The organism is Halorarum salinum, from assembly GCF_013402875.1.
Taxonomy (GTDB): Archaea; Halobacteriota; Halobacteria; order Halobacteriales; family Haloferacaceae; genus Halorarum; species Halorarum salinum.
This window is the reverse complement of sequence record NZ_CP058579.1, coordinates 1,968,377-1,991,393: the sequence shown is the minus strand read 5'-3', so window position 1 is coordinate 1,991,393 and position 23,017 is coordinate 1,968,377. Positions and strand designations below refer to the sequence as shown.

The following is a 23,017-nucleotide window of genomic DNA, read 5'->3' as shown; positions in this document are numbered from 1 at the left end:
TCATCGCGTCACATTCCCAGATCGGTTCCCTTCCAATCCCGGTACATCACCTGCATGCACCGAATCCAGCCACTGCCGCAGATGCTCTATCATCCCCACGATTTCGTCGACTGGGAACGACCCGGTCACACCCCATACCAGCAACCCGAAGACCAGCACGCCAAACAGAAAACTCAGCACCGGCGGCACATTCTCCCCACCGAACACCTTCACACCAAGATGCATCGTCCGAAAATACCACGCAATAGTAAACACCGACACGACCACCGTCCCCAACAACACCATCCACGCCAACACCGGGACAGCCACACCCAGCACCTCAACAGAGGCCCAGCCAGTTGACGACGGCAACTGCTGTGCCGCCGCCGCCCCCTCACCAAGTGCTGCCGCAACATTCGACCCGACCGAACCAAACAGGTTGCCAACGGCCGCCCACGACCGCTCCTGGACCAGTCGACTGATCGCCGGCCAGTTCTCCGCGACCGGAACAAGCGAGATCCCGACGTACGTCCAGACACCACCCTTCCAGAATAAGACCACCCGCGACACACCGAGTCTGGTCCCTGACCAGCTCAACTTCAAGAATTTCAGTAGCCATACGCGCCAGTCCAGAACCGCCTCACCCCGCTCCACGAAGGCAGTGCCAGCAGACCAACGCCCCGTGCTTGATCCGGCGCCGGACACTCCCGCGCTCCCGCCGAGAAAACAGTTCAACACGCTCCCGTGGACACCTATCACACGAGCCATGCACAATCAGTCCGGTATCCAATTTCTCACCCTCACGTCATCTAAAAACGGTGTGGGGAGAACTCCTTTAAATAAGTCGCCGCTCCCCGCCTCAGTCGTCACGACGCTTCGCCACCGCATCCGCCACCACCGGCTCGATCTGCCACCACATCGCCTGCGTCACCCGAAACTCCTCCTCACGCCCCATACCCAACCCTGTTACTCACCGAGATTTACAAGCATTCCCTCGACGAACGCCTCCGCCTGTTCACTCGACGGAAACGGTTGAACCGGCCGCAACGCACCTGATGCCGCCGACTTCATCACCACCTGATACCGGTCCTCATCCGGCCCCGCTGCGGCCCGCCGATACACGATGAGCTCATCACCCGAGCCGTGTCGCCACACCGCAACACAGTTGTCGTACCGGGTATCGTCCCGGGACCAGTCCTCACCCACGCCCAGCCGACGGGTCGGTGGCTGCATCGCGTTTAGCTCTGCTTCGTAGTCCAACACTTGGTTCGGGTCGTATTCGTTCGCCATCGCATCTCACCCATGCCTGCTGCTCCGCTCCCCTCAGTTGTCTCCCAAACCCACCAACCAACGAGAGTGGGGGGAGGGAGACGGTCGATCGCCCGCTTCGTGGCGACCGACACCAGACTCTCACTCAGCTGGATTTAAATATCGGGACCAGACTTCCACCGTGTCCCATACTGGAACCGTAAAGCCGCATTAGAGGTGCTTTATCTTCCCATTGGCAGGTTCAAACAACTCACCCTCACTCTTCAGATCGTTAATCACTCGCTCCGTTTCCTCCTCGCTCAACGAGACCTCCTCGAGCACATCCTCGATATCCACAGGCTCGTCCCCATTCTGCTGCTCCAGCAGCGAAACAGCGTTCTTCACCGTCTCCCGCTTTTGCATATCCGCACTCGACATCTTCTCTAAACTGTCCTTCCCGATGTTGAAATCCATCGACTCGTAGGTCCGGCGCAGGAAATCGCTGGCCTCGCTCACGTGTTCAACCTCAACGTGCTCCGAGAGATTCATCCGAGCGAACGCGATAGCCACCTTCTTCAGCGACATCACCTGCCGACGACCCCAGAACTCACCGTCGGTCTCAGGGTTCTGGACACCGAAAAACAGGTCCTCCATTAACTCGGCCGCCTCTTCAGTCAACTGCGGCTGCACTTGCTGTGCGTACGCGAAATACTTGATCAGCAGCTCCTCATCGACGCGCATCACCTCATCATCACCGTTCTCAGCATCCGGAACAGACACATCGAGTTTTTGGTTGCGGCGGATCATATGCCGGACAACCTCTCGTTCCTTTTGCTTCTGCTCGTCAACACTGAGATCGTTCTTCTTGACGCACAGGAAGATATCGAACCGGTCTTTCAGATCACTTTTCGAATCATCGATGGGTTGCTGAGTGTAGGCCGGTTCCTGTTGAACGAGGGTGGACCCTTTCGGGTTCCCGATCGCCAGCTCGGAGACATCGGCACTAATCTCGGTGTGGATACTGGCCTTATCCAGCGTGATCGACTGGTCTGAGAGTGCCTCGTTCATATTCGAGATATCCTCAGAATCGGAGAGCTTGTCGATTTCATCCGTGATATGGAATCCCCCGTCAGCCATCGCCATTGCACCGGCTTCTGCAATCCATTCTCCGGTCAATGAATCCTTTGAGACCGATGCGGTAAGGCCGACACCGGAGGCACCGGTCGCGACCGACTTGACGACCCGTGGCATATGCGAGTTCAGATAGTTCCCGATCGCTGATTTTCCGGTTCCCGGGTCGCCGAAAATCAGGGTGTGAATGTTTCCTTCTGCTGTTTTCCCGAGGAGCCAGACCGCGATGGCTTCTTTCACAAGATGCTGGTTTTTGACCGCATCACGCGCCAGGTTCCGGACCACGATATCCTTCGTATTTTCTGCGTCAGCGATGGCCTGAATTGCGTCGTGGTCGTCGGGAGTGATCTCCACGTTCTCCCATTTGTCGTCATCAATCTCGACATGGTTCGCGAGGAGTCGGACCTTGAAGGCATCCGCTGTTTTCCGGGCTTTGTACGGTTCCAGATACCCGGTGATATTGATGCCTGAGCCGGTTGCTTGGAGGTTCTGCCGTTCGTCGATCGCAAGATTGCCGCGGACAGCGACCACAATTTTTGACCGCATTTTCTGCCCGGGTTGTTCTTTGACGTGGAGGAAGCGGACTGTCGTGTATTCGCGATCGGTCTCGCGAAACTCCTTTCCACTGCACTGCCCGCACTTATACGGTTTCTTGACTTTGCTTCCGGTCTGTTTTCGCGGGTAGACATTATCGCATTTGACGCACTGGAATTCTGCCCAGGTCACTTCCAGCATAGGCGCGGTCACCGATTGGATGACTCCTTTGATGGTGACGAGCTGCTCGAGGTCATAGGAGGACAGATCAGAGATGGTCTTGTGGTAGATGTCGGGAACGTTCTTGATGCGGACCTCGAGTTGGCTGGTTGCATCCAGCCCACAGTAGGTTGTGAGTGCCTCTTGGCAGTCCTCGATCATCTCCTTGGGGTTGGTGAGGACCTGCTGTTCAAGTTCGGAGTTGAACCGGCCGAGTTTATCGAGATCCAGAAAGATGTGTGATTCGTTCGCTTCTGCGCGGGCGAGTTCGTCGGATGCGGCTTGCTTGAAGAAGTCCGCGAACTCTTCGACGGCGTTGAAGTCGGCGATATCGTCTGTTTGGCGTTGTTGGCGTTGCTGGATCGCCCGCAGGATGCGGCGGCCTTTTTCTTTCAGGCTCCAGGTGTTGGGGTTGCCTCGGTCGCAGTTGAGGTAGTCGTCTTCAGCAAGGTTTGAGAGTGCGTTGAGCAGTGAATTGTGGCTGCTGTAGAGGTCGCTGGCTTCGTCATCGTCTTCGAGGTCGGATGTTGATGGAGTGTTCAACCGTTCTACACACGAAATAAGGGTTTTCTGCTTTTCGGTTAGATTATTGTCCGTCACGGCTTGAAACCTCCGTTAACTGCCGAATCAGACCTTCGTTTCGTGTGGAACCGCCCTCTATTACTATTACTATTATATTATAGATGTAATAGATGTAATGTATAGTTAGAGAGTTTCTCTGGTTCATTTTCCCTGTTTTTCCGAAGTGTAATGCAAAGTGTAATGGGTGTAATAGATGTAATGAGTTCTCCGGCTCTGTACGAAGGGTTTTCCGGGGTTTCAGAATCTGTGCAGGGGCTATTACACCTATTACATCTATTACATGTGGGGTTTGGCCGCTATTACACTTATAGAAACGCGGTATTTCGAGAGGAGACTGGGTGTGGAAGCCGATTACACTTTTCCCCCTGGGGGTAGGGGGGGTTCCGGTCTCGTGTTCTGCTCCACATGAAACGAGGTGGGGGGAGGTTGGTTTCCTCTGGAACTGGGACGGGGCAGAAATACCGGGTGTACGAGAAGCGTGAGATGCCATATTACCGCCCTCGCTCTCGTCGTGCCCGTCGACAGGTTCGGCATGGACAGTTTTTCTGGTGTTTGAACCGGCCGTGATCGTACTTGTAAAGGGTGTCAGTCCAGAATACCATCAGAAAGTCACCGCTCAATCCGGAGATCAGTGTAGTATTTCCGGGTTTTCGTTGAGTTTTCCTTGATGGTCACAGTGCTGGTAGTAAGGGTTCGGAACTCCCGATGGAACGAAGGGCGGTCAATTGGACGGGAATCTCGTTGCCGGCAGTACTCGACGAACTGATCGTAGACGTCTCTAGTCCGCGTTCGGGTCTCCCGATCTGTGTGCGTGATATGTTTATCCACAAAGTCTGCGACCAGCTGAGTGACACGGTCTGTGAATTTCGATTCTAGGCGGAGAAACACTTGTCTGGTGTAGATTTTCTCAATTGCCTGGTGGCAGTTTGCGCAGAGTCGAACGAGGTTCTCATCTCGGTCTGAGCCGTCGAGCCATCGTGGGACGATATGGTGCTGTTGAAGAACGTGCTCGTTATCTTCCCCGCAGATGAAGCATTTATCTATCACTCGGCAGCACCTGTCTGCTGGTTGGGATTCCAGAACGTCATCGCCTTCCAGCCGTCATGTTTGTCAGGTTGGTATCTGACAACGTTCCCCATTTGAAAATCCAGATAGGACATGATTGCTTCAGGAAGGGAGAACTGGGGCGTTCCGTTGTTGCTGATGATCTTTCGTTTGACGAGGAACTCGTCGTCGTCGGGGGCACAGACGCGGATGATCCCGAACCGGCCGTATTTTCCCGTGGTTTTTTTGAAGCCTACATAGTCGCCGATTTGTGCACCGAGGTAGGCCATCATCTCCTTGGCAATCGACACCTGTGGCGTGTTTGAGTTGTCTATGATGTTTCGTTCGAATTTGACAGTATCGTCTCGTTCCATCTGCAAGTTTATCACCGAATTCGTATCCGTAATGATAACTTGTGTAATCTAGTTTATATACTATATTTTCCTGTAACCTATGGAATCAATCCCGATATTATTCCACAGTAGTAAGAAAATCAGTCGGAAGTCCACATCACAGTCCTGACGCACAGATTTCGACAGACAGCAGTTGAGACAGGCAACAACTCCGTGATTAGTTCCAGCTCACCCTGTGACTGGAACCCATTCATCGCCGGTCCCGGTCTGTTTCAGTAAGGTTCCATCGTTCCCGAGACGTAACTCTACCTCGCAGCCGAACCGGCTCTGGCAGAAATCGGAGGCCATCTTCGTATACCCGTCCTCGATGCGGAGCTTATCGCCCGACTCGAACTCGCTGGCATAGGCCGTATCCTCATCCCACAGTGTGACCACCGCTTTCCCGGTCTGATCGCCGACGATGATGTTGCAGACTTTCCCGTCGCTGCCATCGTCGCGTTCGAACTCGTTGATCGGGGTGATCTGTTTCACCGTTGCAGTGAGATCGGCGGACCGCATCTCCGGCCGGAGGTTGCCGACCTTCAGTGCGTACGCCTGCTTCTTGGTCTGGAAGAATTCGGCCGGATCCAAGCCGTGGCGCTGGGCGATGAGATAGTATGCGGCCACGTCCGAGAGGAACGAGATCTCGGCCTGCACCTCATTCCGGGCACCGGTGAGGGTATCTGCGGTCAGGTCGGTGTTGTCCAAGATGTATTCGCGAACCTCCTGCGGTGCTGGTTCCTTTGGCGACACGGCGGCCGTCTCGGCAGATTCCTCGATTGCAACGATAGTCATATGATCTCCCCTCGCATAAACTATGATATATAAAAGGATTGTTAAATAATAGGTGGGTAGTGAGCGCTAGCAGCTTTTGTCGCTCATGGACACTGACCACGTCTTGTGAACGGTCATACGAAACTCACGTTACATCGGCCGAAACACCTGGAGCCACGCAGAACACCCGGCTCACACGAATTCGGCTGCACAACAGGTGACAACATCAACAATGGCAAATATCGCACTAGACGGTGGCGGAAACGGCACCGATTACGACGAAGACGAACTACATGTCGAACCTCTCCAATTCAAACTTAAGCACAACGGCCAGTACAAGGCAAAAATCGGGCACGTCTCCGATATCTACCCGCGGAAAGCGTGGGGGTCGGATAACGACGATGAGAAAGAGGATGTACTGCAGATCTACACGTACATCCCTGTCGACGAACTCGGCCTCGATGACGAGAAAGAAGAAGCGGTCCTCGAGCAGGTTGAGGCGCATCGCGAAGAGATTGCTGCGGTCAACGAGCGTCGGGAGGAGATTGACTGGGACACACTTCAGCAGGTCCCAGAAGGCCACATCCCGATGAAGATGTATACCAAGGCATCGCTCACTCGGAGCACTGGCAGTTACAACAACGCAAAGTTGTACGATACGTTGTTCGAGCTGGGTCTAGCCGAAGGTGTTCTCACGGATGGTGAGGATAAAGGCGCCATCCAGTTATATGACCGGGATGGTGAGCCGATCAACCCGTTCGAGCCTGTGGATCTGGACGACAATGATGCGGTGAACGCGGCGTTGGAGAACTATCTGCGGCAGAATCTTCTTGGGATGGAAGTCGAGATCCAGTTGAAGAATGCGAATCGGGATAATCCGGAGAAGGATGAATACTCGACGGTGAAGTACATCATTGGGAAGGTCGATGATCCGCTTGCTGAGGCTGCAGATGAGAGTGGCGATGAAGAGGATGACGCCACGGCCCTTGCGTAGGTGAGCGCGATTCTTCTTTCGGTTCCAGTCGGTTTGGCGGCTGGAACCCTCCTTTTTGATTTTTAAAGATTCGGTGGTAGTTGTTGTACCTATGACCGACCCTGTCACTACTTCGGAGTCTCAACTCGAACAGCTCGATGAGCTAGACCTCGAACTCCTCTGTCTGCTCGATGCCGAACCACTGTGGAAGACGAAGGCGTACGACCGCCTCGGCAAACGCTCCGTCCAGACCATCGGGCGCCGTATCACCCAGCTCCAGGAACGCGGCCTCGTCAAAACCCACATCCTCTCCCCCGACGACATTGACCGTGACCTCATCATCGCCTACACTCCCACTGACGCCGGTGACACCCTGCTCGACCAGGAGATCTGCCAGACCTGTCACGTCCCCCGCACGGCCCTCGATCACGAACACCGGTTCGACTCCGTTCGTAACTGCTTCTCCCGCTAACATCACGTGCCTACCCCCGATTCCATGACGTCCGATTCCGCGAAACCGGGACCCCCGTGATTCCCGACTCTCTTCTTAATCTTCAACCTCCCCAGACTCGGGCGTGGAGCGGGAGAACACGCCTCGAGACACCGAGTATCAGGACGCGGCAGCAGGCTTCGATGTCACCCAGTTCCTGGCGGCAACCGCCGAATCTGAACTCGAACGCGTCCAGCGCCAGCTCACCGCGAAGGAAGCACAGATCCAGAGCCGCATCCAACTGTATGACTCGACGGTTGCCCGGTTGAAAACGGAGATCCGGGAGGTCGACCACGAGCTATCGCGACACGTCCGGACCTCGGAGAAACGGCCACGGTTAGAACGGCGGCTGGATGAGCTTCACAGTGAGTTGACCGAGGCACGCCGCCGGTTCCAGGCAGAACTGCGTGAGATGGAGGATGCGAAACTGGCGCTGGAAGCTGAATGGGAAGAACTGGTGGAAGCTCAGGTGCTGGCTGAAGGGATGCGAGCGGACTAGTGCTCCGGGTCGTAAAAGGCAGGACAATCGCTGATCGCCGTCTCGATGGTTCGTTTCCGGTAGTTCGGCCGGTCACGCCATTTGTCCCTGATGAGACCGCTTTTGCTGAATAGCCGCTCGATCTGGTGTGCATCACCACCCGTCCAGAACGCCAACAGGTTACACAGGGCCTGGTCCGCCTCGCTATGGCTCGCGTACCCAGCGGTATCACCGCGCCACAACCGGTCGAACTTCTCCCCGTTTGATGCGTTCAACGCGTACTCGAGCAGGTCTGCATCCGCCAGTGGTGCATCCTCGGGGGCACCGCCATCAGCCAGCTCGCGCTCACCGCTCCCGGTATCAGCAGCGAGGTACTCTTCGTGGAGTTCGCTCAGTGGTTCAGTGCGGTCGTTCACCGTCGGCGGTGTCAAGGACAGGTGCCGCCCGGTCACGGTGAAGTACCGGTCCCGGTCGTACAGTTCAACGTCGCCGTTCCGGCACTTCCCGTCAGGGAATTCCCCGCGGACGAGTACGTGGACACCGGTCCCTGACGGTGACGCCTCCGTATACGAGTCGAGGCGCTGAACGATATCTCGCGTCCAGTCCGCGAGTTTCCCGGTGGCCGGGTCACGGCAGTCATCCAGGTCAGCGCCGACGTACGGGTCGTCCGGGGTGAACACGAACCCGACACCGGCCACCGTGTCGTCTTCCCGGTACGTGGTGTAGGCGGCAGCGAAGGTGGTCCACGTCTCCGGGTCGGCCACGCTCGCATACGTGCCGGTCCCCGGATTGATCGGTACCTTCGCGGGTTTGTCCTGTCCGTCCCGGGATTCTTCGCGCCAGCACACCCACTGGTGCTGGGCTTTCAACGTGGCAGGAACGGTCTTGGGCGTGATCGAATACATGGGAGGGGTCATGCTGTGTACGTGTCACTGGTCATACGTTTTTGAACGCTACTCGTTTTCACGCCCGCCACGACGAGTGGAAATGAGGTGCTGGAGGACACCGGCCACAGCGGCCAGGGTTTCCGGGCCGGCGTTGTGCAGCCAGGTCCGGAGTTTGTCACCGCCAACTCCGGCGAGGCGGGCGAGTGCAGCGGTCGCGATGATCAGGACCGCGAGCATCGGGTGCGGCCCGAGCACGTCAACGAAATACATGACCAGCACGAGGTAGGCCGCACCGAGGACGGCGGTGGGGTGGATGCCGAACAGGATGGCCATCGCCCCGGCGAACACCGCAGCGAGGAACACGAGTTCGTTCGGGGTTGTAGGCAGCGGCAGGAACAGCGGTGTCCCCACCACGGCGGGGAGGGTGTTAGCGGCCATTGTTCGCCACCTGTTGGATGATCAACTCCTGCTTGAGCCGAGCAACGTCTTCGTCGTCGTTGTACAGTTGTTCGCCGACGTGGAGTGCTTCCTTCCCCGCCACGGAGAGCGGGTTGTCCGCGTCGACCGCGAGCGTGCCGTCCTCCTCGACAGCGGCCTCGATCTGGATGTAGTTGTGTTCGATCAGGGTGACGGCAGCCGTGTGCTCGACCTGTTCCAGTAGGTCGGTGCCGCCGTGTTCGTGTACGTCCAGGCGGTACAGCGCGATGAACACGGCTTTCGTGAGGTGGAACTCCTGTTCGGCACAGTCCGGGCAGCGAATCCGCCGTGAGAGTGTGATACGGCACTTGGGACAGCATTTCTCGGTGCAGCGGCTGCACTGGGAGATGGTGCTGAGCTCCTGTTCGGTGTTCCCGCATTTGCAGGGACGGATGACGACATCGGTGTGCTGGTTCATCGTCCCAACGTCTGTGGTTGTTGTCGCGTCATCGACGACGAACGCGTCGGGGTCGCCGATGCGGCGTGTCGTTTTCTTCTGGTAGGTGTTGTCGGTCACCGGGTCGGCATCAGTGGTGTTGTCGGTCATTGTGGTGGGATCGGCGTTGGTGTCAGTATCGTCCATATACAGGGGGGTGGGTTAGCGGTCGAGCAGGGCGCTGAGGAGTGTGCGGGCGATGTACCCGTTCACATGGTCCGAGCAGTACACCTGTGTCCCGTCCTCGAGCCGGACGGCGTGATGCGGGCAGAGGACTGCCCGGCAGATATCGCAGGTGCCGATGCACTGCTCGCAGATCTTGTTCGCACACCCCTGCTCGTTGGGCGCGGCGTATTGGCAGACGCCGGCGAGTTGGCCGACGTGTCCGCAGTCATGGAGGTCAGCTGTCTCGAAGTTCATCTGTTGTCCTCGTGGCGCTGGGCCTGGATTGTCCACGGGTGGGGGCGGCGGCCCCTGTCAGGGACAGCGGTGTTCTGGTGGTCGGTGAACAACCCGGTCGTGTCGAGATCGAGGGCGTTGGGATCGGTTTCGACCGGTTGCCGGGGCATTCTGGAGGGGTGGTCTGGGCTGAGCTCGCGCAGCCAGTCAATGACCGCGGCGGTGAACAGCAGGATGCCTCCGACGGTTGCTGCCTCTGTGCCGCCGGGGATATCCCGGACCAATGTTACGATGATGACGCTGCTGATGCCACCGGCGATGGCCGAGAGTACGTGGTCGAGGTATGGATTCATTGGTCTGTCTCCGGGTCTGGGTCGTTCTCGGCGGGGGTGAGATCGAAGTCCGCCTCGAGATCGAGGTCCTGGTCAGTGCCGGGGTTGCAGAGCGGACAGTCCGGCCGTGGCGTGGTGGACAGCGTGGTGAGGTCGTTGCTGACGCCTTCGAAATGCAGGTAGTCCGGTGGCTCGGCGTACCCGGTCACGAGCTTGGCCACGAGCTGCACCGTTTTCGAGGCAACAACCCCGTTCAACGGGACGACCGCAGGTTCCGGGGACAGCTGTGTTTCGTCGATGTAGCCGCGGGCGAGTTCCTCCTCGCGTTCCTCCTCGGTGAGGCGTTCGATCCGGGCGCGTTCCGGATCTCCGCGGTTCAGACACGCGAAGCAGGCGGAGTGGCCGGGCAGTACCACCTGGATGTAGCCGTCCATCGTCTCGATGTGCGGTGCTGTTCCTGTCTCGGTCTCCTCGGTGCCGCTGGTAGTGATGATAACCCCGGCATCGACGTACGGGGTGCGGTGCTGGACCGCGTACGCGTTCAGCCACTGGCGTGTGGACACGCGGTCAAGGCCAGCGACGATCAGGTCAACCTCCCGGAGTGCTGGAGTAGCGTTCTCAACCCGATCCTGTACCGTGGTCGCCCGGACGTTCTCATCGATACGGGCGAGGTGGTCGCGAACCACCTCGACTTTGGGGCGGCCGACATCCGCAGGAAACGCTCCGAACAGCCGCGGCAGGTTCGATTCCTCCACCACATCAGGATCGATGAGTGTGAGCTGGCCGATACCGTACCGGGTGAATTCCTCGGCCATGATGGAGCCCAGACCGCCGCAGCCAACGACCGCGAGGTGCGTGGTGGCAAGCCGGTTCACGCCGGATTGGCCGAGGGCGCGGATCGTCCGGTCAAACCGCGCGTCCGGCGTGTGGGTGGAGCCGGCCCCGGTCATCGTCGAGAGGCCTTCTTGACCGGGTTCTTGCTGTGCGGGCGCAGCAGCGATTTCTCGATTAACCGGGTCATCGACACAAGCGTATCGAACCCGGCGTCCAGCTCGAGGCGGTGGATGCAGTACTTCCGCCAGCCGGGCGGCCCGCTCCGAAGCATGATGTGCGGACGGCCTCCTTTGTACCGCATATTTTCGGGGATGAAGGCTTTCGGCTGACTGCCCGGATAGGGGTCTTGAAGTTCAAACCGGAGGGCACCGGTGCGGGGCCGCCATCCGGATGGGAAGGTGATGCCGTGGAGTTCGACCCAGCCTTCGTTGAGATCCGAGCGGACCTCATCACAGACGGGTTTCAGGGCGTTCAATTCGATTTTGACGCGGTCTTTGTCGATCATGGTATGGGGGGTGTGTGGTGGTCCTCTTCGGGTATCGGGGGGATGGGCTTCCAAAGCAAGGTTGGAGGGGAGTCGGGCGGTTGCGTCAGCAGGGAGAGGGACGGGAGCGGCCCTACCTACCCGAACACAGGGTCGTTGACCGAGAGCGATTCGATGGTTGCACCGTCCGGGACGTCCCCGACCAGGTCCTGGTCGTGGAGTTCGTAGGTGTCGGTCCCGAGCGTGTACACCATCGGTTTCTCGGGCGGGATACCGTGCTCGCGCTTGTACTCCGCGATTGTCTTGTTCGCTTCGTCCTGTTCGCCGGGTTCGTTGGTGCGGGGTTGTTTGCCCATGGCGTGTCAGGCCATCCTATCCGACGCAGACGTATAAATGTTTTCCATGCCGGTATCTTAGCGTTGAAGTCATTTTCGGAGCTGCCGTCTGTATTCGTGGCATCCCGCATCTTGGAACCGTGAACACTAATGTACGGGGTGGTCAAGAAGGCGGTATGGCCGTTGAACTTGACCTGGAACGCCGCCAGATGATCGAAGAGGTGCTGAACGCCCTCGGGAACTGGAAGCGGTTGGCCGCGCTAGAGCAGATCACGAAAGGCGTGCCCGCGAAGGATATCCACAAGAACATCGATGCCAGCCGCTCCGGGGTCCAGCACTTCATCAACGATTTCAAGGACGCTGAATTGGTGCGGGAGGAGGACGGGACGTACGAGTTGACGGCGAAGGGCGAGGTCGTGGTCCAGATGTTGACCGATCTGGATGATGAGTTTGAAGAGTTCGAACGGGAGCGGTTCCGCGGGCTTGCCCACGAGTCCAGTCTGTCGATCGAGGAGATGGAGAAAATGCTTGAAGAAGTGAAGCAGGACCGCGGCGAATAAGGGAGGTGATGACATGCCGCGGCGAGAGGATGCCACTGCGTGGCCTCGGCAAGCCGTGTTGTACTCGATACCAGCATCGTCACGTTCGGGTGTGAAGCAGAGAAACGTTTTAATATCGGCCAAGGCGTAGCCTCAGCCGTCGCCATGACCAGTAACGAAGCCAACACTGCGTTGGACCAGTTCGACCGACCGTTCGAACCAGCAACCGCCCCAGGGCTCAGCCACGAGCTTGCGGAGAATAAGGCCGCTCAGCTTGACGATGCGATGGACCAGCGGATGCAGTACTGGGAGGAGGACCAGCCCTACGCTACCACTGACTTCACCACCCCTCTCTACCTCGATGAGGAGGACTGGTGGTAATGGCCGCGGCCTGCACAAATGGCTGACCGCCCTGACGATGTTGAGCTTGTCAAACAACGCCTCTCAGAGAACCCGTCAGAGGAGTTTCTGGAGCAGATCGCCTCCACGGTCGTAGACGAGATCGCTGAGTCCTTCCCCGAGTTCGTCCTGAAGTCCCGGCCGATGACCGAGGTCCTCGCAGAGTTTCGTGAGCACAAACTGGAGGCCGTGGAAACGACCAGCCACTACACCCGGAAGCTCGACTACCTCGAGACGTATCTGCAGACGGCAGGGATCACAACGACGCAGGACCTCACCAGTGAGGACGTGGAACGGTACCGGTCCTGGCGGAAGTATGAGTCGTTGTCCCGGGCCAAACCGTTGGCGAACAACACGTTGCGCGATGATATGTACCTCTTCCGGGAGTTTATCCGGTACCTGATCGAGCACCGGATGGCGCCAGTCCGGTTCGAACACTGCGTGGAGATTCCACGGGTGGACCGTGACCGAGGGGAGGGAGTCGACGAGAAGCAGCTGGTGCCCGAGGTAGCGCAGGCGGCGTTAGCCTACCTGCGGACGTTCCGTTACGCGACTGTGGAGCACGTGACCATGGAGTTGATGTGCCAGGCCGGGCCGCGGAAAAGCGGGCTTCGGGCGCTTGATGTGGGTGATTTCAACCGGCAGACCGGTGTCCTCACGTTCCGGCACCGGGAGGGAACGCCGCTGAAGAATAACGAGCAAAGCGAGCGCGAGATCACCCTCTACGGCCAGACACCGGGGATTATCCGGGATCATCTGGCGCATGTGCGGCCGCCAGTGCGTGATGCGCTGGGGCGGGAGCCATTGTTGACGAAGGGTGATGGCCGGATCAGCCCGTCGATGCTACAGAAGATTGCGTATATGTGGACGCGTCCGTGTGTGGTTGGGCTCGAGTGTCCGCATGACCGGGATCCGGACGAGTGTGAGGCGGCGCAGGCGAATGATGCGGCGTTCCGGTGTCCGAGCAGTCGGGCACCGCACCATGTCCGCACCGGGTATATCACGGATCAGCGGAACCGGGGGGTGTCCTCGGATGCGATTCAACAGCGGTGTGATGTGTCCCCGCGGGTGCAGGCCCTCCATTACGACTTACCGGATTCGACCGAGGAGCGGGAGCGGTTCGAGGACGAGTTCCGGGCGGTTGGGGACGACCCGGAGTCCGGGTACGCCCAGTGACGCACCGCGGTGTGACAGCTAGCGGGGCAGCCTCAGAGGTTGTCCAGGTACGCCCGTCGTTGTTCCATCTTGTCGCGTTCGGTGCGCCGGTCGTAGTGCTGGTCGATCACGCGCTGGCTGACGTTCGCCCGGTCGCTGACCGCTTGAGCTGGCACGTCGCTGTTGAGGTTGTGCGTGATGGAGCCGCGGCGGATGGCGTGGGGACTCACGCTGGAGGGGCAGCGGTAGGCGAAATCGCGGTGCATCCCGTCGCAGTCGTCTGGGTTGCGGTCATGGGGGCAGGGATTGTCGGTGACACAGGGCCGGGTCCAGCGGTACACGTAGGCACGGAGCGTGGTCTTGTTGGCGCGGCCTTGCCGGGTGGCCAGTAAGGGGGTCCGGTCGTACTCGTCGGTGACATCGGGCCGTTTCTGGGTGAGCCAGTCATCAAGCAGTTCGGCCACTTGGTCGGAGACCGCTACCAGGCGTTCGCCGTCTCCCTTGTTCTTGATGGGGGTTCCAGTGTCTGGCCGGTGCCGGACTTCGAGGTACTGGTCGTCTGGGTGGTAGTCGTCGACGTCGAGGGCGTGGACGCCACCGATCCGCATCATCGTGTGCCACATCAGGGCGATGGCGATGTGCGGGAGATTTGCGTACTCGTACTTTTCGAGGTGGGCGAGGACCTGTGTGGCGCGGTCGCTGTCGATCATCTCGTGCCGGGTGTTCTCGTCGGGGGTGACCGACGGGGACAGCACTTTTTCGCTCAGGTCCTGTTCGACGCCATCGATGGATTCTAGCCACCGGATGAACACGCGGAGGGTGTCCATCTGGGTTTTCTCGCTGACTTTGTTCAGGTCACCGTCTTCACGGCGCCAGAGCCGGTATTCGTGCAGCTTGCGGCCGGTCATCGTGTTGAGGTTGTCGATGGCTGCGATGTCGTTGCACCAGCGGACGAAGTGGCCGAGCCGGTACTGGTGGCCGCGGAGGGAGGCCTCCGCAAGCTCGTTGGCTTTGTCGGTGAGGTAGAGGTCGAGCGCGTGGTCTGGGGTGATGGGTTCGAGACTCATTGCTGATGGGGTGGTGTTGAGCGAACCGGATGAGTCTCGGAGCATGGCCCATCTGGGATTGTCGGGGAGTGCGGCTGGAACGGCGGAAATCACCCTCGGTCACGGGTAGTGACCAGCGCCTGCAGCGCCCATTCGTTTTCGTGATGGTCGTGATACACGGGACAGCGGTGGGTTCCTTATAAGGGAACGACCGTTCTGGCTGTAGAGACCATGATGTCGCATCATGGATCGTGCATCAGGGCGTCGCCGTCTTGTGGTTCGCAAGAGCCAAGATGTAAAGCAACGGCTTAGGCTTTGGGTTACTCTCTACTACAGGAGAGTTAGATAGCAGGATACTTCTGTGAATTATTTCTCCGGTGTGCTATCGTCCAATTGCCCTGCAATCGCAACTTCTGCTTCCATAACGGTCTCCGGATCGACTAACTCAATCCCCTCTGTGAGTTTGTGGTGTATCCTTCGAATCGTACCGTTAGCCCCATATCTACGACGTCTCCGATGTATTGTGCGCAACTGGCCCTCTGCCCAGTCGCTCATCTCGTGATCACCCAGCAGGCCAACAATCTTTTCTGCTTCTCCGCTCACATCCACGTCGCTGTCCGCAATCTGTCGACATAGTTGTTTAATGTCGGTAACAACGTCACTATCTCCACTCTGCCGACTAAGAATGTCGTTTTGCCACGTACTCGGCGTGCCCAACTCACTCACGAAAGACTTCAACTCATCAAAATCGTCCTCAGGAATCGCGTGGCGAGTGGTATCGGGGGAGGAGATGGTTTCGAACACTCGAACTTCATCAGTCTCTAACCGTGGGAATTGGGTGAAGACCGTTTGCCCTCCGATTGTGGTGCTTTGTACTCGATCCGAATCGAAGATGGTGGTCCGCCATTCAGTGCGTCCACTACTATGTTCTAAGTGGGCGAGTGAGACGTATCCTTCTTCGCCAGGAGAGACGAAATACTGTGGTTCCGACCTGTCTGCGACGGCATCGTAGGTTTCCAGAAGCTCCTCGATATCGACATCATTCTCCTCACAGAACGATCGAACGACATTTCTGAGATCGTCGTACTTCGACCCAATACCCTCCAACCGTTCGTCCCCAAACTCTGCACCGCCTTCTTCCAGTCGCTCGTAGGTGATGAGCGTTTTGTGTACTTGCTCTTCAGCAGTATCCAGGATGGGAGCGGCATGACCGAACGTGTTGGCGATATCTTCGATTTTCTCTTGAATCCCCTCGACGAGCCCGAGCTGCTTCCGTAGGTCACCTGTCGGAGCAAAGTTGTAGATCCACAGTTCATCATGCCGCGTGGTGATGCGGTCAAGACGCCCAATTCTCTGCTCCATCTTCATCGGGTTCCAGTGGAGATCGTAGTTCACGAGGACTCGTGCATCTTGGAGATTCTGTCCGACTCCTAATACGTCGGTCGCAAACAGGATGTCAATCTCTTCGCCGAGGGTCACATCGGCCTCTTGAGCTTCTGGAGCAAATCGCTCAACAATTCTCTCATCGTACCCACTTCCCCCGTGGACAAATCCGACGGTAGGATTACTCGGATCTTGACCAAGTGTAGCAACGTTCGTGTGTGCAGGATTCTCCCCAGTTAGTTGCTCAAAGAGGTGCGTAATCGTGGGTACGTACTGGCTGAATATGAGAACCTTCTCGTCCGATAGCTCTCGGTCAATTAACCCACGCAGACGTTCCGCCTTAGCGTCTTTAGTGCGTCCATCTTCTTTGGTCTGAAGTGCATTCTGTGCTTGCCGTTTTATTCGATCCAGTTCTCGAAGGTCTTCATCAATGTCTGCTACGATTTCATCCCTCTTCGATGGACTGACTCTATTGAGGGCTTCTGCGACGTCCTCGAAGTCAACATCTTTGGCGAAATCGTCCTCGAATGTATCTCGTATCTGTTCGACGGCGTCACTCCGGTTTTGCGCATCATCCAGGTCACCAGTAGCGATGTGACGTGTGATGCGCTCTCGTTCCATAAGCCGTTCAACAGAACTCTCGAACGCGGCAAGGCTGCTCTCAAGACGTTTGAGGAGATTAATGAGCATCAGAATGCTCGCGTTCTGGTACTCAATGATTAGTTCCTCTTCTTCGTCTCCGTCAGCGTCATACCGATCAGCACTAACGTAGGGGATGTTCAATCCAGAGTTCTCGGAGTCATCTGAGCCGATGACTGTATCGACGATGTCACTATAGAGTTCGTCGAGACGAGGGTCATCGGGTGTGACAAGACGCGGCTTTCGATCAGGGACGCTAATGGCCCGGTCTCCGATGGTGATCTCCTCGTAATTTTCGAGGATGTACTTCCGGTCCCTCGAAATGATGACCTCCCGCATAATTGACTCAATGAGTTCTTCCAAGTCCGAAAGCCGACTCTGAGTGCTCGCGGATTTGTCTTCCTCGCTGGAGAGGCGGTCATACTGTTTAAAAATCTCGCTCGGTGACAAGCCCTGAAGCTCGATGTCGAAGTCATCGTCGTCGGCAAACACCTTGATCAAATTGTCCACGTCTCTGACGGAGTTGTGGATCGGCGTTGCAGTCAGCATCACGAACTTCTTGCCCATCCGACCGATTGACTGGAGTTTATCGTAGCGCTGTGTTCCAGTATTTCGGAGGTTGTGAGCCTCGTCGACGAGAATCAGATCAACTCCACGGAGCCGTTGGATCTCCTTTTCAGATAGACGGGAGAGTTTATTGAAACTCATAAACGTCTTCTCAGCAGTTGTCGGGAACTCGCCGGTGTCCGCATCAAGGAGGTCCCGCATCCACATCCGCTCCAACCGTTTGGGAGCGATGACGAGAACATCATCTCGGGAACTCGTGTAGTCCTGTACGAGAGGGGCACCGATGTATGACTTGCCCAGACCGACGCTGTCCGCTAGTACGACGCCGTTGTATTTTTCGAGCGGACGACGAGCTGCCCTGAACGCGTCCTGCTGGAACGCTGTGAGTTGTTCTTCGTAATCGCCAGAGATGTCCTGAAGTAGGGTGCCCTCTCGGACGTCTCGGGAAAACTGCTCGACAATAAACCGTTTCGTCGCTTCGTACGGTGAAATCGTTTCCACCTCGGCGACCGATGTTTCACCTTTTCCCGTGGAGGTGTCTGGGAGGTCGTCTCCGAACTGCGACTTCTCTATCTCGGCAGACATAAGGTCCTTATCGAATTCGCTGGCCTCCGCCCAGATATCCTCGAACCACTCGCCGAGATACCGGATCGTGTTGTTGTCCTTCTTTTCGACGTTCAGTTCGACGTTCCCACGGAGACCGCTGGCGGAGAGGTTCGAGGAGCCGATAATCGCCCGGCCGAGGTCCGGGGAACCCGCCGGATGTTCGAAGAGATAGAGCTTCGGATGGAACCGACTGTCGTCGTACACACGCACATCCACCTTGTCCTCCTGAATGAGCTCGTAAAGCCGATTGATCCCCTCTTGGGCTTCAGAGCGGTCGTATTCATCTAGGTCGTCAGCGAACCCACGTTCCAGTTCATCGATGGTACGCTGATCGGTATCGGTTCCGATGAGGATCTCAATGCGTTCGGCCCTTCGGAGATTCTCCTTCAGGAGGTCGAAACCACCAAGATAGAAGTAACCGACGGCGATGCGGACAGTCTCGGCTTCAGGCGCAAGAGCGTTCGCTCGCTCGGCGACGTCATATTCGCGGTTGTCGAGGACGTCGGAGTAGTCGCTCCAGTCTGGGTCACTCATCCAAGTCCACCTGATAGATCTGCTCTACGATCTCTTCAACCTCTACCTGAATCGATTCAAGAGACTCCGACCGATTCCCTCGCTGAGATTCAATCGCTCTATCGACCAGCATCTCGACACTTTCCCGTTGTTCCTCGGTCGGAATCGGAATGGGAATCAAACGGAGGTCGGCGGTCTCAAGTCCAGTTGAATTAATGAAGTTCTCGGTGATATGGATGGGTACTTCTGAATTGAGGATTCCGATGAGGTACTTCACGGACAGCTTTTGTAGGATAGTTGGGGCGAATATATTACCAGTATGGTCGATAGCTCGGTTATTCGTATATCTGGCTTTAAGATTAGCGAATCCGCCGATAGAGAGGAACACTCCGGGTTCAAAGTAATAGTCGATATTCTTTAAGATCCCGTTCCGGTGACTCTGAATTTCCTGTAATGAATCCTTTGACCAGTTGATATATTCGACCTGAGGCTTATAGTAAAGATCTGATTGACGGAACCCCTTTTCGATCGGAACCCAGGTGGCTGTCTTTGAGCTATCAATTCCGTTTAATTGTTCCTCAGAAGTGAGATTACTGGGATCCGCGACTCGATCTTTGGTGATAACCTTGTCAAGGTATTTATACTCATTTTCGTTGCGCTCGTTCAGCTTGAAGTCGGGGTTTCGGTCGGCTAACTCTTCGGCCTCTTCGGTTCCTTCTAAAAATGCCATATACTTCGCATTCTTATCGGTCGTCATCCCCTGTCCTCCGAGAGTTAGCAATCCGAGGATAGACACATCGCCTGTATCTAATTGTGAGGTGTGGTTTTGCGTTATCTTCTCTGCGTTATGCTTCAATGTCGTTACGTCCTGTAACTCAGACTCCCACTCCTCGGCGAGGCTCTTGATCCGGGACATAAATTGGTCGTGGAGCCTCATGTTCGTCTCGGTCGGCTCGAAAAACGCACTCCGCAGCGTGTCTTTGTAGACCTGAAGTTGGACGCGATACCCGCGGGATGAATCGTGGAGGTCAAGCGGTGCGACCCGTTCAGCGTCGGACTCGGAAGTGTCTAATTCCCGAACGAACGAGCGATACTCCTGAATCTCTGTCTCTGATGCATCGATATAATTGAATTTGTGTGCTGGATCTGGATCCCGCTTTTGCAGTGCAAAGATTGCAGGTTCGACCGTTGCTTCGAATGTGTCAGAATTCGCTCTTAGTAAATCGAGTAATTGGTTCCGCTGGAGCAGTTGCCGCGTCGTCTGCTTAGACCCGATGGTGTAAAACGTATTGCTCGTAATATAGGACAGTACACCGCCTTTCCGTGTCAGTTCCCAACCCCTAATATTGAATTTCTGATACAAATCGTGTCGCATCCGTGGGATGGTCTTGTAGAAGTCGTACTTCTTGTCGTAGAAGCGGGCGAGTTCTCCGATATAATCCTGTTGAGATTGCCCTTCGTACGGTGGATTACCAATTACAATATCGAACCCCCCGTCCAGAATGACCTCTGGAATGTTAAGTGTCCACGCGAAGGTTTCGTCCGTTTCTTCAACAACCTCAGTCATCCAGCTACTCTTCTCAACGGCCAACTGAGTGTCCAGTTCGTCAGTAAGTTCCTCAAGACGCTCGGCAAGTCGATCCTTTTCATCACCGTGTGCGGTCTGGTATTGGGTCCTAACCTCGTGAATCTCTTCGAGTGTGCTGTCGAGCCCCCCCGTTAGAGTGGCTTGCTGAGCGTCGACGTTTGTTGGGTCATGCTCTCCGACAAGGCTGTTTCCGACAAAGAACTTGAATCCGAGATTGGGCAGTGCGAATTCTTCGTTAGAATCAAGGAACTCGTCGTGGTCTACGTCGAGATCCTGCATTAGGTGGAGCCAGACACGGAACTTACACAGTTCGATACCGCCAGCGTCGATGTCGACACCGTAGAGCGTGTCCGCGATGAACTCTTCTTTCAGCTGGAACCGGCTTCGGCCGTCGCCAGTACTATCGTCAAGTGCTTCCGAGACGGCGACAAGCTCCTCCAGCATGGCGATGATGAACGCGCCACTGCCCACTGCCGGATCCAGTACAGTCGCAGATCGAAGAGCGTTATTGACGTCCTCGATCTGGTCCTCAGTGAGCGAGTCGGGGGCGGTGTGGTCACTAACCAGTGACACAGCCTCTTCGTGGGAGATGTCGGTTTGCCCCAGCAGATGCTGCTTGAGCGCGTTCTTCGTCATGTAGGCGGTGATAGGTTTCGGGGTGTAGAACGCGCCCACCTCTGAACGTTCGTCCTCCTGCATGAACATCTCGAAGATACGCCCGATGAACTCCGGGTCGACGACGAGTTCCTGTTCGCTGGGATTCGACTCACGAAGCGAGATCTTGTATCGCCGGAGGAACCCTTCCGGTTCGCCATCGTCGCCATCCTCCGGACTGAGGAGCTTGTCGAAGAATTCCTCGTCAATTTCAACGTCCTCTTCGATGTCCTTGCGCTCAAACAGACCGCCGTTGAGGAAGGGGATCTGACCGAGGCGGTCCGATTCCGTTGTCCCCTCCTCTGAGAGCGCTTCGAAGAACAGTGGCTCGAATAAGTCGTCGTAAACGTGCAGATCGTCCTCTTTGGCCACTTCTTCGTACTTGTTCTCGACGTAGTCCACATCGCCGTCAAGCCACCCCTTCTCCTCAATGAACAGCAAGAACAGGACGCGATTGACGACCGTTCGCGTATATGCATTGAGGTTCTCCTCCGGTTCCTTCAAGCCGTGAATCGCATCTTGAAGATCCTCACGGAAGATTTCCCCGAAATCTTGGTAGAAGTTACGCGTGACCTCTCGGATGGAGAAGACATCCTCAACGTCCCCTTCGAGACTCGTTCGACCTTGTCCAGAGTCCACGGAGAGGTCGTCAAGATAGTCGAGGTACGCTGGTTCGACGCCAAACCGCTTGACCGTGAAGTAGTTGAGATCGAAGGTCACCTCGACGTCTTCTGAAGAAAACTGCTCCTCAATGTAAAGGAACGTTAGGTCGTCGTTCAGGGGACTGGTCAGTGGCCCCTCATCGGATTTCCTGTATGCGATGACAGTGAAAAGTTCGTTAACTGGGCTTCCGTGGCGTTTCAGGTGTCGCTTCAGATCGCTAAATGTGGGGCTATCCCCAGATGCTTCGAGCTCGATGTATCGAATGATGCCGTCACCATTCTCATCGACTAAGTGTGCCTCGTACCAATCGTTCCTCCCTTGGTTACGCTTTATTCCGCTCGGGACCTCGACAAAGGTACTGTAGTTTAATCCTTCTGAATTGAGTAGATAGTCGATAACGTCGCCTCCGTTTTCGATTGAGGCGAGACCTTCGATGGGAGTTCTGACAGACATATTTCGCTTGACGGCCATTCTCTCTAGCACCATATATACTCTTGGCAAACAGTCGCGGGCTGTCGGTGAATCATCCGAGGGTAATTCCCCTCGTTTTCGTATATGAACCTACGTCACCTCTCGACAGCTGCGATTTTTGGCAGTTTGTACATCCAGCAAAGACCGGCGACCAAGAAAGCCAGTTACCGCAGTTTATTATTCGGTGAGATGAGAGACGTGACATAGAGGATCATAGAATGGTTAGCGTGGAGAACGTCGTCGCTTCGGGCTCTTTGGGCATTGAGATAGATCTTGAGGTTGTAGCTCATGAATTGAGCGAGGTTGTTGATTACGACCCAGAGAAATATCCAGGTGCCTACTTCCGTCTCGATGACTCTGCACCTCTAATCACGGTTTACCGCACGGGCAAATACATCATCACCGGGGCTGGCTCAGAGGAAGAGGCATTCGCTACTCCCTCGGAATTTCTCCGGTTACTCACAGACCATAGCATTCTTCCGGAGGCTGGGGACGAGTGGTATAAAATCCAGAATTATGTTTGTATGGCGGATATCGACAAACAACTGGATCTCTCAGCGCTTGCTATCGGGCTGGGGCTAGAGTTCACTGAGTATGAGCCAGAGCAGTTTCCTGGGTTAGTCTACAGACCGACGAACCATAACTGTGTGATGTTAATCTTCGGTTCTGGAAAGGTAATCATCACCGGAACAACAGACGTTCACTCGGCCGAAGAGGCAGTCGCTGATCTCTTAAAGGAAATTGATACTCTCTTCTAGGAGCAAGG

At 56.4% G+C, this 23,017-nt stretch carries 24 protein-coding genes; 7 read left to right on the top strand and 17 right to left on the bottom strand.

Annotated elements, in window-relative coordinates; translation table 11 throughout:
- The 6 genes from HUG12_RS09605 to HUG12_RS09580 all read right to left on the bottom strand — a co-directional run bounded on the left by HUG12_RS09605 (position 1) and on the right by HUG12_RS09580 (position 5,924).
- Positions 1–738 (bottom strand): hypothetical protein, encoded by a 738-nt coding sequence (locus tag HUG12_RS09605; RefSeq protein WP_179268545.1) that lies wholly within the window; start codon positions 736–738, stop codon positions 1–3.
- A gap of 207 nt (positions 739–945) precedes the next feature.
- Entirely contained in the window at positions 946–1,269 is a 324-nt protein-coding gene (locus tag HUG12_RS09600; protein WP_179268544.1) for a hypothetical protein, read from the bottom strand.
- 189 nt (positions 1,270–1,458) lie between these two features.
- On the bottom strand, positions 1,459–3,711 hold the full coding sequence (locus tag HUG12_RS09595; protein ID WP_179268543.1) for a minichromosome maintenance protein MCM: 2,253 nt from the start codon (positions 3,709–3,711) through the stop codon (positions 1,459–1,461).
- A 591-nt stretch (positions 3,712–4,302) separates the two neighbouring features.
- Positions 4,303–4,740, bottom strand: coding sequence for an HNH endonuclease (locus tag HUG12_RS22120; protein ID WP_179268542.1), 438 nt, complete (start codon positions 4,738–4,740; stop codon positions 4,303–4,305).
- Positions 4,737–5,111 carry a hypothetical protein gene (locus HUG12_RS09585; protein WP_179268541.1) on the bottom strand — a complete coding sequence of 125 codons (375 nt, stop codon included), beginning with the start codon at positions 5,109–5,111 and terminating at the stop codon, positions 4,737–4,739. The genes HUG12_RS22120 and HUG12_RS09585 overlap by 4 nt, the downstream gene beginning before the upstream one ends.
- Positions 5,112–5,318: 207 nt before the next feature.
- Positions 5,319–5,924 carry an OB-fold nucleic acid binding domain-containing protein gene (locus HUG12_RS09580; protein WP_179268540.1) on the bottom strand — a complete coding sequence of 202 codons (606 nt, stop codon included), beginning with the start codon at positions 5,922–5,924 and terminating at the stop codon, positions 5,319–5,321.
- Positions 5,925–6,135: 211 nt separating this feature from the next.
- On the opposite strand from HUG12_RS09580, the gene HUG12_RS09575 reads away from it, so the two are divergent.
- The 3 genes from HUG12_RS09575 to HUG12_RS09565 all read left to right on the top strand — a co-directional run bounded on the left by HUG12_RS09575 (position 6,136) and on the right by HUG12_RS09565 (position 7,865).
- Positions 6,136–6,897 carry a hypothetical protein gene (locus HUG12_RS09575; protein ID WP_179268539.1) on the top strand — a complete coding sequence of 254 codons (762 nt, stop codon included), beginning with the start codon at positions 6,136–6,138 and terminating at the stop codon, positions 6,895–6,897.
- Between the two features lie 91 nt (positions 6,898–6,988).
- Positions 6,989–7,348 (top strand): hypothetical protein, encoded by a 360-nt coding sequence (locus HUG12_RS09570; RefSeq protein WP_179268538.1) that lies wholly within the window; start codon positions 6,989–6,991, stop codon positions 7,346–7,348.
- 103 nt (positions 7,349–7,451) lie between these two features.
- Positions 7,452–7,865 (top strand): hypothetical protein, encoded by a 414-nt coding sequence (locus HUG12_RS09565; protein WP_179268537.1) that lies wholly within the window; start codon positions 7,452–7,454, stop codon positions 7,863–7,865.
- Here HUG12_RS09565 and HUG12_RS09560 read toward each other — a convergent pair.
- From HUG12_RS09560 to HUG12_RS09525, 8 genes are all read right to left on the bottom strand, one after another.
- Positions 7,862–8,749, bottom strand: a complete 888-nt coding sequence (locus HUG12_RS09560; RefSeq protein WP_218836439.1) for a phage NrS-1 polymerase family protein — start codon at positions 8,747–8,749, stop codon at positions 7,862–7,864. The two genes, HUG12_RS09565 and HUG12_RS09560, sit on opposite strands and share 4 nt — an antisense overlap.
- A 48-nt stretch (positions 8,750–8,797) precedes the next feature.
- Positions 8,798–9,169 carry a hypothetical protein gene (locus tag HUG12_RS09555; protein ID WP_179268535.1) on the bottom strand — a complete coding sequence of 124 codons (372 nt, stop codon included), beginning with the start codon at positions 9,167–9,169 and terminating at the stop codon, positions 8,798–8,800.
- Positions 9,159–9,755, bottom strand: coding sequence for a hypothetical protein (locus tag HUG12_RS09550; protein ID WP_179268534.1), 597 nt, complete (start codon positions 9,753–9,755; stop codon positions 9,159–9,161). The genes HUG12_RS09555 and HUG12_RS09550 overlap by 11 nt, the downstream gene beginning before the upstream one ends.
- Before the next feature lie 51 nt (positions 9,756–9,806).
- Positions 9,807–10,064, bottom strand: a complete 258-nt coding sequence (locus tag HUG12_RS09545) for a hypothetical protein (protein WP_179268533.1) — start codon at positions 10,062–10,064, stop codon at positions 9,807–9,809.
- The gene (locus HUG12_RS09540) at positions 10,061–10,396 is read right to left on the bottom strand and encodes a hypothetical protein (RefSeq protein ID WP_179268532.1); all 336 of its coding nucleotides are present in this window, start codon (positions 10,394–10,396) and stop codon (positions 10,061–10,063) included. Before HUG12_RS09540 ends, HUG12_RS09545 begins: the two co-directional genes overlap by 4 nt.
- Positions 10,393–11,325, bottom strand: coding sequence for a HesA/MoeB/ThiF family protein (locus HUG12_RS09535; RefSeq protein ID WP_179268531.1), 933 nt, complete (start codon positions 11,323–11,325; stop codon positions 10,393–10,395). Before HUG12_RS09535 ends, HUG12_RS09540 begins: the two co-directional genes overlap by 4 nt.
- Positions 11,322–11,714, bottom strand: a complete 393-nt coding sequence (locus HUG12_RS09530; protein ID WP_179268530.1) for a hypothetical protein — start codon at positions 11,712–11,714, stop codon at positions 11,322–11,324. Before HUG12_RS09530 ends, HUG12_RS09535 begins: the two co-directional genes overlap by 4 nt.
- A 116-nt stretch (positions 11,715–11,830) precedes the next feature.
- Complete coding sequence (locus HUG12_RS09525; RefSeq protein ID WP_179268529.1) at positions 11,831–12,049, bottom strand: hypothetical protein; 219 nt, start codon at positions 12,047–12,049, stop codon at positions 11,831–11,833.
- Positions 12,050–12,204: 155 nt separating this feature from the next.
- Between HUG12_RS09525 and HUG12_RS09520 the strand changes: the two genes are divergently transcribed.
- The 3 genes from HUG12_RS09520 to HUG12_RS09510 all read left to right on the top strand — a co-directional run bounded on the left by HUG12_RS09520 (position 12,205) and on the right by HUG12_RS09510 (position 14,142).
- On the top strand, positions 12,205–12,588 hold the full coding sequence (locus tag HUG12_RS09520; protein WP_179268528.1) for a hypothetical protein: 384 nt from the start codon (positions 12,205–12,207) through the stop codon (positions 12,586–12,588).
- 144 nt (positions 12,589–12,732) lie between these two features.
- Positions 12,733–12,948, top strand: coding sequence for a hypothetical protein (locus HUG12_RS09515; protein WP_218836438.1), 216 nt, complete (start codon positions 12,733–12,735; stop codon positions 12,946–12,948).
- A gap of 18 nt (positions 12,949–12,966) precedes the next feature.
- On the top strand, positions 12,967–14,142 hold the full coding sequence (locus HUG12_RS09510) for a tyrosine-type recombinase/integrase (RefSeq protein ID WP_179268526.1): 1,176 nt from the start codon (positions 12,967–12,969) through the stop codon (positions 14,140–14,142).
- A gap of 32 nt (positions 14,143–14,174) precedes the next feature.
- Here the strand turns inward: HUG12_RS09510 and HUG12_RS09505 are convergent, their stop codons facing one another.
- The 3 genes from HUG12_RS09505 to HUG12_RS09495 form a co-directional block, all read right to left on the bottom strand.
- Positions 14,175–15,188, bottom strand: coding sequence for a tyrosine-type recombinase/integrase (locus HUG12_RS09505; protein ID WP_179268525.1), 1,014 nt, complete (start codon positions 15,186–15,188; stop codon positions 14,175–14,177).
- Positions 15,189–15,533: 345 nt separating this feature from the next.
- Positions 15,534–18,896 carry a helicase-related protein gene (locus tag HUG12_RS09500; protein ID WP_246308181.1) on the bottom strand — a complete coding sequence of 1,121 codons (3,363 nt, stop codon included), beginning with the start codon at positions 18,894–18,896 and terminating at the stop codon, positions 15,534–15,536.
- Complete coding sequence (locus tag HUG12_RS09495; RefSeq protein ID WP_246308180.1) at positions 18,889–22,251, bottom strand: Eco57I restriction-modification methylase domain-containing protein; 3,363 nt, start codon at positions 22,249–22,251, stop codon at positions 18,889–18,891. The genes HUG12_RS09500 and HUG12_RS09495 overlap by 8 nt, the downstream gene beginning before the upstream one ends.
- Positions 22,252–22,469: 218 nt before the next feature.
- On the opposite strand from HUG12_RS09495, the gene HUG12_RS09490 reads away from it, so the two are divergent.
- A complete protein-coding gene (locus HUG12_RS09490; protein ID WP_179268524.1) occupies positions 22,470–23,009 on the top strand; it encodes a TATA-box-binding protein in 540 nt (179 codons plus the stop codon).
- The last annotated feature ends 8 nt before the right edge of the window (positions 23,010–23,017 follow it).

Coding starts and splice junctions, on each gene's coding strand:
- HUG12_RS09600 (WP_179268544.1), bottom strand. CDS start 1,269: ATGGCGAACGAATACGACCCGAACCAAGTGTTGGACTACGAAGCAGAG.
- HUG12_RS09500 (WP_246308181.1), bottom strand. CDS start 18,896: ATGAGTGACCCAGACTGGAGCGACTACTCCGACGTCCTCGACAACCGC.
- HUG12_RS09585 (WP_179268541.1), bottom strand. CDS start 5,111: ATGGAACGAGACGATACTGTCAAATTCGAACGAAACATCATAGACAAC.
- HUG12_RS09550 (WP_179268534.1), bottom strand. CDS start 9,755: ATGACCGACAACACCACTGATGCCGACCCGGTGACCGACAACACCTAC.
- HUG12_RS09575 (WP_179268539.1), top strand. CDS start 6,136: ATGGCAAATATCGCACTAGACGGTGGCGGAAACGGCACCGATTACGAC.
- HUG12_RS09495 (WP_246308180.1), bottom strand. CDS start 22,251: ATGGCCGTCAAGCGAAATATGTCTGTCAGAACTCCCATCGAAGGTCTC.
- HUG12_RS09525 (WP_179268529.1), bottom strand. CDS start 12,049: ATGGGCAAACAACCCCGCACCAACGAACCCGGCGAACAGGACGAAGCG.
- HUG12_RS09580 (WP_179268540.1), bottom strand. CDS start 5,924: ATGACTATCGTTGCAATCGAGGAATCTGCCGAGACGGCCGCCGTGTCG.
- HUG12_RS09490 (WP_179268524.1), top strand. CDS start 22,470: ATGGTTAGCGTGGAGAACGTCGTCGCTTCGGGCTCTTTGGGCATTGAG.
- HUG12_RS09515 (WP_218836438.1), top strand. CDS start 12,733: ATGACCAGTAACGAAGCCAACACTGCGTTGGACCAGTTCGACCGACCG.
- HUG12_RS09540 (WP_179268532.1), bottom strand. CDS start 10,396: ATGAATCCATACCTCGACCACGTACTCTCGGCCATCGCCGGTGGCATC.
- HUG12_RS09520 (WP_179268528.1), top strand. CDS start 12,205: ATGGCCGTTGAACTTGACCTGGAACGCCGCCAGATGATCGAAGAGGTG.
- HUG12_RS09570 (WP_179268538.1), top strand. CDS start 6,989: ATGACCGACCCTGTCACTACTTCGGAGTCTCAACTCGAACAGCTCGAT.
- HUG12_RS09555 (WP_179268535.1), bottom strand. CDS start 9,169: ATGGCCGCTAACACCCTCCCCGCCGTGGTGGGGACACCGCTGTTCCTG.
- HUG12_RS09510 (WP_179268526.1), top strand. CDS start 12,967: ATGGCTGACCGCCCTGACGATGTTGAGCTTGTCAAACAACGCCTCTCA.
- HUG12_RS09545 (WP_179268533.1), bottom strand. CDS start 10,064: ATGAACTTCGAGACAGCTGACCTCCATGACTGCGGACACGTCGGCCAA.
- HUG12_RS09530 (WP_179268530.1), bottom strand. CDS start 11,714: ATGATCGACAAAGACCGCGTCAAAATCGAATTGAACGCCCTGAAACCC.
- HUG12_RS09505 (WP_179268525.1), bottom strand. CDS start 15,188: ATGAGTCTCGAACCCATCACCCCAGACCACGCGCTCGACCTCTACCTC.
- HUG12_RS09560 (WP_218836439.1), bottom strand. CDS start 8,749: ATGTATTCGATCACGCCCAAGACCGTTCCTGCCACGTTGAAAGCCCAG.
- HUG12_RS09535 (WP_179268531.1), bottom strand. CDS start 11,325: ATGACCGGGGCCGGCTCCACCCACACGCCGGACGCGCGGTTTGACCGG.